Origin of the sequence: Luteibacter sp., from assembly GCF_051958795.1 — a bacterium.
Classification (GTDB): domain Bacteria; phylum Pseudomonadota; class Gammaproteobacteria; order Xanthomonadales; family Rhodanobacteraceae; genus Luteibacter.
This window is the reverse complement of sequence record NZ_JBQCFT010000227.1, coordinates 1-8,642: the sequence shown is the minus strand read 5'-3', so window position 1 is coordinate 8,642 and position 8,642 is coordinate 1. Positions and strand designations below refer to the sequence as shown.

Below are 8,642 nucleotides of genomic sequence, written 5' to 3'. Positions count from 1 at the left end.
TTGCAGGCGCTGCATCGCCTTGTGCCGGACAAGGCGGATCGACGGCTTATCGACCATGCGCAGCGCGACCGATGGCTCGGTGCGCTGGATCTGCGCGAGGATATCCGCGTGGATCTCGGCGATGGTCGTCTTGGCCAGATCGACCGTCTCAGGCAGGCGGATGTCATACAGCTGGTGCAGGTGATGCCGCAAAACGGGATTGAACTCTGCATCGCCCGTGGTTGCCTGCATGACGTACTGGTCACGCACGCCCTTGCGCTTTGAAACCTCGACGGGGAGCCACAGCAGCGGCGTGGTGATTCGCTCGTCGGGCGATTCCTTCAGGTTGTGCCAGCGCAGGAAGGCGATCACGAGGCGCAGGTTGCTGAAGCCAAACTCGGCGCGGTCGCGCCGGGTTTCGGCGATAAGCTTGTCGAGCGCGGGTGGAAGGTAGGGCTGGTCGTCGAAGCGTAGCCACCCCTGCAGCGAGAGCGCGCTACCCGCGACGACATCGCGTGCGAATGGGCCGCCCCATGTGCACATCTGTTCGGGACGGATGCGTTCGATCTGTAACATCAGTGGCACGCTGGCCACGGTGAGGTTGACGGTCGATGCGCTCGGGCGGAAATAGAGCAGGCGATTACGTCGCGAGAGGTCAAACAGGCGGTCGCGCAAGTGGGCCAGCACCGCGACGCGCCGGGGGGCTACGCCCGTGGCACCGGCGAGCGCGCGCTCGACATCCAGCGAGAGCGGCTGGTCGCGCCAGTTTCGCAGCCGTGCGGTCATGCCTGCGACATCGGTGGCGCGATCGTGCCGGTTGACCTCGGTCATTTCCACGATGACGGCGGCGACGATCGGATGCAGGCGATCGTTGAGCTTGAACAGGTTGCGCCGCGCTTCCGCAAAGCGGGCCAGATCATCCGCATCGCTGAAATCGAGGCCGCACGCCAGGCTGGCAAGCATCATGCCCAGCATGAAGACATCCGTTATCTCGTCGTGGTGGCCAATCACGATTTCCCAGCTGGCTGGTCCCGGCAGGTACACGGGGCGCCCGATCGGTGCGGCCGCATCGCGCTGCACCGCCAGGTCGGATACCTCACGCCGCCCGTCTTCCTCATGGCTCTGCTGCAGGTGCCCAATGATGTTCAGGCCAGAGGACTGTTGGGGCTGCACCCTGTGCACCGCCTCGATATCCATTGCCGGCTCCTGGCCGCCCGGATGAGCGAGACGCAGGATGCCTTGCTCATCCACGAGGATCGTGTCGGTGGTGAGCAGGGCGACCTTGTCCTGGGCGTGCAGCGCTGCCACTTCCTCGAAGAGGGGCAAGACGAGCTCAACAATATCGTCGGTTCCGAGCGCGGCGCCGCCCTGCGCCTCGAGCAAGGCGGCGAGCGCCTGACGTGGAGCGCTATTCATGGGGTCGTTCATTTGGCGACCTCTTTGGCCAGTTCGCGCTTGTAGCGGTCGAGTTCGCGTTTGCCAAAGCCTGCGTCGCGACGCAGGTTGACAGCGAGGTCGTCGACGCTCCCGAGTGCGGTCGCCACCATACCTGCATGCAGCAGGGCGGCGTGTTGCTGGTCGGGATCTGCAAGGGCCAGATCAATCATCAGGGCATTGAAGAATTGCCGGATGTTCGCCTCGGTGATTTCGGCCGACAACGTCGCTACGTCGATCACCGGCTCGTCATCGCTCCAATCGGGAAAGATCAGGCGGACCTGGGCCATTACGGCATCGCTGGCCAGGGCGGACCCGCTCAGGAAATACGCGATGAATCGCCGGGTGAGCGACTGCATCCGGACCTGACCCGGCAGGTAGAGCCGATCGAGTGCCAGCTTGCCGCTGAGCCGGGCTTCAATCCACGGATCCAGGTCATCGGCTCCTTGCCACCACATGCCGAGCGCGCGTGCGCGGATAGTCGACTCCGGGTGGCTGTAGGCGCCGCTGGCAGCGGACTCCCGGGTTTCCACTTCATCTGACTGTCGCAGATAGGCCGCCGCGTCCACCGTGGAGATGCCGGTTTCCATCTTCACAAGCGTGGAAACCGCAGCTTCCACGCCATTGGCCGCGACGGCGGCTCCGCGATCGGCGAACAACTCGGTGTTCAACGCGTAGCGCCGCCAGGTCTCGCGGTGGCTATCGCGCGCGCCAGGCGCCGCAACCGCATCGGAAAGGATGCGCTCGGCGGCCAGGTAACGGCCGTCGTCGCGTGACCACAGCAGGTGGTGCGCGAGTTCGTGCCCCAGTAGCGCGAGCAGCTCATCCCGCGCAAGTCGTTCGAGCACCGCGCCGTGGAAAACCACGTGGATCTCGCCGGGAATAAACGCGAGCGATGCGTTCAGCTCGGTGCCGTGCGACTGGTAAAGCGTGACAGGCATGCCGGTCATCCCCAGGCGATCCATCGCCTCGCCAAGTATGGCGTGGGTATCGGGATGCGCCTGCGGTTCCATGCGGTAGGTGTTACGCAGCAGGGCAGCCCGAGCGGCGTCTAGCTGCTCTTCCTTCGTCGAGCGCTGGTTAGCCCAGTGCCAGACGTCCGGTTCATGCTGGAGGAGATATGCCACGACGACATCGTGGTAGGGAAGCGGGGCTAGGACTCGGTGCTGCGTTGGTTGGGCATCCATACCAGGCAATCCGGCGAAGGAGCGCTAAGTCTACTCCGCCCGCGGAGTCGCGCAGAGTGGCGGCGAATCCGCCTCGGGCAACCCGTCATCGTGAACCGGGACGGCGGATGGCGGGTCTACACACGGGATGGACGCCTTTTGGCGCAGTTTGACCAACGGTCACCGCCACGGCGAAGCGTCTACGCATCGTTACCCTGCGCCCCGGTGGACCCCGCTATCTTCCATGACCCTAGCCAAGAGACCTCCATGACGAGCCATCCGAGCGCCACGCCATCCATCCTGATCATTGGTGCCTCGCGCGGACTGGGCCAGGCCATGGCCGAAGGGTTCCTGAAGCAGGGCTGGTCGGTCACGGGTACGGTACGTGGGAGCAAACCCACACCCCTGCACGACCTGGCCACGACTTACGCTGATCGCCTGGCGATCGAATCCATCGACATCACCGACCCGAAAGACACCGAATCTCTACGGGCCCGCCTTGCGGGCAAGCGCTTCGACGTCCTGTTCATCAATGCAGGCACTACGAACGAAGACCCGAACCAGACGATCGCCGAGGTCACCACTGACGAATTCCTGCACGTGATGGTGACCAATGCGCTGAGCCCGATGCGCGTCGTCGAAGGCCTCGAGAGCCTGGTCACCGACAACGGGCTGATCGGCGTGATGTCGTCGGGGCAGGGCAGCATCGCCAACAACGAGCGCGGTGGCCGCGAGGTGTACCGCGGCTCCAAGGCCGCCCTCAACCAGTTCATGCGCAGCTACGCGGTTCGCCAGGTGCATACGAACCGTGCGCTGCTCCTGCTCGCGCCCGGCTGGATCCGTACCGACCTGGGCGGCGATGACGCGCCATACACCGTCGAGGAAAGCATCCCGCTGATCCTCGATGTGATCCAGAAGAAACGCAGCCGGCCAGGTCTCGAATACCTGGACCGCGACGGGAAGGCCGTTCCCTGGTGATCCCCATGGGGTAACCTCAAGACTCCACGGAAACGACTGGAGGTGCATGGTGGCCGACCTGATCCTCAACACGTTCGACTGGGTGCCCGAGGCGCCACGCGGCTACGTACGCGACCTGCGCGTGCGCTGGGCGCTCGAGGAAGCGGGGCTTCCGTACACGGTGCGTGGCGTGTCGTTCAAGGAGCGCGATGCAGCGCACTTCGCCCACCAGCCCTTCGGGCAGGTGCCGTGGATTACCGACGGCGACATCTCCGTCTTCGAAAGCGGCGCGATCCTCATGCACCTTGCCGGCCGCAGCGACAAGCTCATGCCCGGTGACGCCCGCGGCCGCGCCGAGGTGACCGAATGGGTATTCGCCGCCTTGAACTCGGTGGAGATGGCCAGCCTGCCGTGGGCGATCCTCGTGTTCTCCGAGGAAAGCCGCGAGTCATCCGCATGGGAGAAGCTCAACGGCTTCCTTCGCCTGCGCCTTGGCCACATGGAGTCGGTACTCACCCGTCGCGAATGGCTGGCCGGCGAGTTCTCGGTGGCCGATATCCTGATGGCCGACGTGCTGCGCCTTGTCGATCGCTTCGACGGACTGGCGGACTACCCCGCCTGCCACGCGTACGTCGCACGAGCCACCGCACGGCCGGCCTTTCAGAAGGCGCGAGCGGACCAGATCGCGCACTTTGCTGCGGCGGATGCGGCCTGCGCTTGAGAGCTCGGTGGTCGAAGACGGCTGCTCGGGTGCCGCGAGGCAGACGTAAAGCCTGCCCATAACCGCGCTGTTTCGTTTATTGCGAGTTTCGAATACTTCGAATAGCATGGCCGGCAGTCCACACAGGAGCCCGGCCATGACCGTCACAACCCACGCGAAAGTCGCCCTTCCGCTTGAGCGGGAGGTGCAGGCCGCGGTTCGTGGCCAGCGAGCGCTTGCGGCATTTCTGGCAACTAGCCTCGAGACGCAGCGCATCCAGATCTTCGACGATCAGAACCAGGCGCACCTTGTCGAACTCCCCACCTCGGCGCTTCGCCTGTTGGTCGATATCCTCGCCGAGCTGGCTGATGGCAATGCGGTAAAAGTTGTGCCCGTACATGCCGAGCTCACCACGCAGGAAGCGGCGGATCTACTCAACGTATCGAGGCCGCACATGGTGAAGTTGCTCGAGGACGGCGCACTCGCGTTCCACCGGACCGGCAAGCACCGCCGGGTTCGCTTCGCAGATCTCATGCGTTACAAGGAAACGCGCGAGCGGGCGAGCGAAGATGCCATGTCTGAATTGGCGCGGCAGGCGCAAGACCTTGGTATGGGATATGAATGAGGCATTCTCCCTTTACCGTGATCTACGACGCGTGCGTTCTCTATCCCGCACCGCTTCGCGACTGCCTGATGTGGCTCGGGCCAGCGGGATTTCCCAACGCACGCATTGGCGCCTTATGGAATCGAGGCACAGCATCCCGATGAGTTCATCGAGAACCTCTTTGATCTCGATGCGGCATCGGTGCTGACGGCGGTCCGGAAGCAGCGAGCAACGCTTTCGAATCCCGCCGTCGATGTAGATGGCTTCCTCGAGACCTTACTGCGGCAGGGCTTGGTTCAGACGACAAAGACACTTAGCCTCTATAAGGCCATGCTCTGAGTTCGCCATGTCTGTCAGCGTCCAGGACCGAGGTATCACCCCAGCCACATCGAGAGTTCGACGTCGTCAGAGAACGGTACTGACAGATATCCGCTGTTGGCCGAGCGCACGCGCTCCATGTACTCCGGGCTGTAATCGGCATTGTCGGCGATGATCAGGGCGCCCACGCGCAGGCGCGGCTCAAGCAGGGCCAGGATCTCGGGGTAGAGCGCCTTGGCACCATCAAGCAGGACAAGGTCGATGCTTTCGGGCAGGTCACGGGCGAGTGTTTCCAGCGCATCGCCTTCGCGGATCTCGACCAGGTCGATCACGCCACCCGCGGTGAGGTGGTCACGGGCCTTCGCCACTTTCGATGCTTCGAATTCGCTGGTGATGAGGCGGCCGCCGCCGTTGTCGCGCAGTGCGGCGGCGAGGTGCAGGGTCGAGATGCCGAACGAGGTGCCGAACTCGACGATGCTGCGTGCACCGGTGCTGCGGGCGAGCATGTAGAGCAGGGCGCCCGTTTCGCGTGATACCGGGAGCGGCAGGTCCTTCATGACGCCGTAGAAGTCGATGTACTCGGTCTTGCTGTGCATCAGCCGCGAGCGGTCCGCATCCGTGAGGTTCTTCAGGGCGGGGTTATCGGTCCAGGAGACCTGGTCGGCTTCACGGAACAGGCGGTCGACGAGCCCGGCAAGGGGGGCGGTGGTGAGGGTGGTCATGGGTGTCTCCGGTTGCGTTGAAATGGCGTGGGATTAGAATGTGACGAATCCGTCAGGTTTTCTATTCGCATTCCCCAGGGCGCCATGGCCAGCCAGAAAAAACCGTCGATTTCCTCGCGAAAAAGCCCTAAACAGGCCCGCTCCAACGACCTCGTAGCGGCGATCCTGGAGGCGGCTGCTCAGGTTCTGGCGAAGGAAGGGGCTGCGCGGTTCACGACGGCGCGGGTCGCCGAGCGCGCCGGCGTGAGCGTCGGGTCGATCTACCAGTACTTCCCGAACAAGGCCGCGATCCTGTTCCGGCTGCAGAGTGACGAGTGGCGGGAGACCACCGACATGCTGGTCGCCACGCTTGTCGGCGACGGCCAGCCACCGCTGGAGCGCTTGCGCCGGCTTGTCCATGCCTTCATCCAATCGGAATGCGATGAGGCAGACATGCGCGTGGCCCTGGATGATGCGGCGCCCTTGTATCGCGATGCGCCCGAGGCCCGGGAAGCGAGGGCGGCGGGCGAGCAGGCATTCAACACGTTCATGGCTGAGGTGCTGCCGAAGGCGAGCGATGAAGCGCGAGCCACCGCGGTAACGCTGATTCTTTCCACGTTCAGTGCGGTGGGGAAGGATTTTTCGTCAGCGCCGCGCACGGGTGAGGAGGTCGAGGCGTTCAGTGCGGCTATGGCCGATATGTTTTGTGCGTATCTTCGGGATATCGAAGCCCGCTCGTTGTAGGAGCGCTTTCGCGGAATGCACTTTTTTCGCGAGCACCCATCGCGTGCAAGCACGCTCCCACAGCTCGCTGCCATAGCGCTCCCACCGCATGCTCCAACGGCGCGCTCCTACAGGGGCGGTGTCGCAGCGGTCAGGCGGGAGGTGTCAGTGGCCGGCGGCGCGCCGAACATGCGTTTGTAGTCGCGGGTGAACTGGGACTGGCTGTCATAGCCGACGGCGGCGGCTACGGCACCGGCCGAGCGGGGTTCCGCGAGCAGCAGCTTGCGTGCTTCCTGCAGGCGGAGCCGCATGCGGTACTGCACGGGCGTCATCAGCGTGATCGCCTTGAAGTGGCGATGGAACGACGTGACGCTCATGCCGGCCACGTCTGCCAGCGCGTCGATCGACATCGGCGCCGCGTAGTTCGCCTTGATCCACTGGGTCGCCCGGCCTACCTGCGCAACATGGGAGCTGTTCTGAGCGAGCTGGCGTAGCGGCTCGCCCAGGCCGCTGCAGAACAGGCGGTAGTAAATCTCCTGCACGACCAGCGGAGCGACGAAAGGAATGTCATCGGGGTGGTCGAGCAGGTCGAGCAGGCGTGCGAACGGCTCGAGCAGGTCGGGCGTCATGGCGGCGGTCGCCGCGCCAGCGGGTCCGCCGGAAGGCGCCTCCTTCAGTGGAAGCCTCGACATGGCTTCCGCCAGCGCCGAGCGGTCGATGTCGAGCGAGAAGGCGAGGTGCGAGCGGCCTTCCGCATCCAGGAAGACCTGCGCGCAGACGGGCAGGTCCACGGTGACGAGCAGAAAGGTCGACGTATCGGCAAGGAACGGCGCGTCGCCTGCGGCGATGGTCTTGCTCCCGCGAAGGATCACCACCATGCGTGGGCGGTAGAACACGTGGGATGGGTGCGCAGCCTGGTTGACCCGATACAGGGTCAGGCCGGGCAGCGCGGTCTCCTGCCGAGGGTGGGCGGCGTGGCGTTCGACCGCCTCGCACATGTGTTCAAGCATCGTCTCCATGCCGGCATTATGCACCCGGCGATTACGGTACCTGAACAGGCCAGCGGGCAATTTGGCAGGATCGTGCAAAACACCGGCAGCTTTGGCGTAGTCCCGCCTCGCCCTCGGCGCGATGCTTTATGGGTGCCGGCGATGCCGCTGGCCCATGCCTCCCCGCCAAAGGAATCCCCATGTCCGATTCAAAGATCTGGTTCATCACCGGCTGCTCCACGGGCTTCGGCCGTGAGCTTGCCGAGCAGGTGCTTGCCCGCGGCGAGCGCGTCGTCCTTACGGCTCGCAAGCCGGAGCAGATGCAGGATTTCGCCGACAAGTACCCCGAAACCGCGCTCGCGCTGGCCCTCGACGTCACCAGCGAGCAGGCGATCCGCAAGGCCGTTGCCGATGCGGAGGCGCGCTTTGGCCGCGTCGATGTGCTGGTAAACAACGCGGGCTACGGCTACTTCTCGGCGATCGAAGAAGGCGAAGACGAAGAGATCCGCCGCCAGTTCGAAACCAACGTATTCGGCCTCATCTCGCTGACCCGCCATTTCCTGCCGGGCATGCGCGAACGCCGCAGCGGCCACGTCGTCAATGTCTCTTCCATCGGAGGCCTTGTTGCGTTCCCGGCCACCGGTTACTACCACGCGACGAAGTGGGCGGTGGAAGGCTTCTCGGAATCGCTTTCGAAGGAAGTGGGCCCGCTGGGCATCAAGGTGATCATCGTGGAGCCTGGCCGCTTCCGTACCGACTGGGCCGGCCGTTCCGTCATCGAATCAAAGACGGTCATCGATGACTACGATGCGACCGCAGGCGAACGCCGGCGCCAGGCAAAGTCTTACACCGGCACACAGCCCGGCGACCCGGCCCGTGGCGCCGCCGCGATCATCCAGGCCGTGGATGCGGAAAACCCGCCGTTGCGCCTGCCGCTCGGCTCGGATGCGTACAAGTTCCTGAGCGATCGCCTCGACGAACTGCGCGCGAATTTTGAAGCGGTGAAAGACATTTCGACCAGCACCGACTTCCCAGGCTGATACCAGGCTCGTGTAGGAGCGCGCTGTGGGA

The 8,642-nt window shown here is 64.4% G+C and carries 9 protein-coding genes; 5 read left to right on the top strand and 4 right to left on the bottom strand.

The annotated features are described in order from the left end of the window. A partial coding sequence (locus ACTHLF_RS11465; RefSeq protein WP_440327472.1) for a DUF4011 domain-containing protein occupies positions 1 to 1,395 on the bottom strand: 1,395 nt, incomplete at its 3' end. A gap of 8 nt (positions 1,396 to 1,403) precedes the next feature. Next, positions 1,404 to 2,540: a M48 family metalloprotease gene (locus tag ACTHLF_RS11460; protein WP_440327471.1), complete on the bottom strand. Its 1,137-nt coding sequence runs from the start codon at positions 2,538 to 2,540 to the stop codon at positions 1,404 to 1,406. A 306-nt stretch (positions 2,541 to 2,846) separates the two neighbouring features. Here ACTHLF_RS11460 and ACTHLF_RS11455 point away from each other — a divergent pair, with 306 nt between their 5' ends. From ACTHLF_RS11455 to ACTHLF_RS11445, 3 genes are all read left to right on the top strand, one after another. Continuing rightward, positions 2,847 to 3,557, top strand: coding sequence for an SDR family oxidoreductase (locus ACTHLF_RS11455; RefSeq protein ID WP_440327470.1), 711 nt, complete (start codon positions 2,847 to 2,849; stop codon positions 3,555 to 3,557). Between the two features lie 46 nt (positions 3,558 to 3,603). After that, entirely contained in the window at positions 3,604 to 4,257 is a 654-nt protein-coding gene (locus ACTHLF_RS11450) for a glutathione S-transferase family protein (RefSeq protein ID WP_440327469.1), read from the top strand. Positions 4,258 to 4,393: 136 nt separating this feature from the next. Continuing rightward, positions 4,394 to 4,861, top strand: coding sequence for a helix-turn-helix domain-containing protein (locus ACTHLF_RS11445; protein WP_440327468.1), 468 nt, complete (start codon positions 4,394 to 4,396; stop codon positions 4,859 to 4,861). A 353-nt stretch (positions 4,862 to 5,214) separates the two neighbouring features. Here ACTHLF_RS11445 and ACTHLF_RS11440 read toward each other — a convergent pair whose 3' ends face one another. Next, positions 5,215 to 5,880 carry an O-methyltransferase gene (locus tag ACTHLF_RS11440; protein ID WP_440327467.1) on the bottom strand — a complete coding sequence of 222 codons (666 nt, stop codon included), beginning with the start codon at positions 5,878 to 5,880 and terminating at the stop codon, positions 5,215 to 5,217. Between the two features lie 84 nt (positions 5,881 to 5,964). On the opposite strand from ACTHLF_RS11440, the gene ACTHLF_RS11435 reads away from it, so the two are divergent. Continuing rightward, positions 5,965 to 6,603, top strand: a complete 639-nt coding sequence (locus ACTHLF_RS11435) for a TetR family transcriptional regulator (protein ID WP_440327466.1) — start codon at positions 5,965 to 5,967, stop codon at positions 6,601 to 6,603. A gap of 107 nt (positions 6,604 to 6,710) precedes the next feature. Here ACTHLF_RS11435 and ACTHLF_RS11430 read toward each other — a convergent pair whose 3' ends face one another. Next, the gene (locus ACTHLF_RS11430; RefSeq protein ID WP_440327465.1) at positions 6,711 to 7,601 is read right to left on the bottom strand and encodes an AraC family transcriptional regulator N-terminal domain-containing protein; all 891 of its coding nucleotides are present in this window, start codon (positions 7,599 to 7,601) and stop codon (positions 6,711 to 6,713) included. 170 nt (positions 7,602 to 7,771) lie between these two features. Between ACTHLF_RS11430 and ACTHLF_RS11425 the strand changes: the two genes are divergently transcribed. Further along, positions 7,772 to 8,611, top strand: coding sequence for an oxidoreductase (locus ACTHLF_RS11425; RefSeq protein WP_440327464.1), 840 nt, complete (start codon positions 7,772 to 7,774; stop codon positions 8,609 to 8,611). Positions 8,612 to 8,642: the final 31 nt, after the last annotated feature.

Bases quoted from the DNA above. Each gene is read 5' to 3' on its own strand.
- ACTHLF_RS11450 (WP_440327469.1), top strand. From the start codon at position 3,604: ATGGTGGCCGACCTGATCCTCAACACGTTCGACTGGGTGCCCGAGGCG.
- ACTHLF_RS11455 (WP_440327470.1), top strand. From the start codon at position 2,847: ATGACGAGCCATCCGAGCGCCACGCCATCCATCCTGATCATTGGTGCC.
- ACTHLF_RS11445 (WP_440327468.1), top strand. From the start codon at position 4,394: ATGACCGTCACAACCCACGCGAAAGTCGCCCTTCCGCTTGAGCGGGAG.
- ACTHLF_RS11430 (WP_440327465.1), bottom strand. From the start codon at position 7,601: ATGGAGACGATGCTTGAACACATGTGCGAGGCGGTCGAACGCCACGCC.
- ACTHLF_RS11425 (WP_440327464.1), top strand. From the start codon at position 7,772: ATGTCCGATTCAAAGATCTGGTTCATCACCGGCTGCTCCACGGGCTTC.
- ACTHLF_RS11435 (WP_440327466.1), top strand. From the start codon at position 5,965: ATGGCCAGCCAGAAAAAACCGTCGATTTCCTCGCGAAAAAGCCCTAAA.
- ACTHLF_RS11440 (WP_440327467.1), bottom strand. From the start codon at position 5,880: ATGACCACCCTCACCACCGCCCCCCTTGCCGGGCTCGTCGACCGCCTG.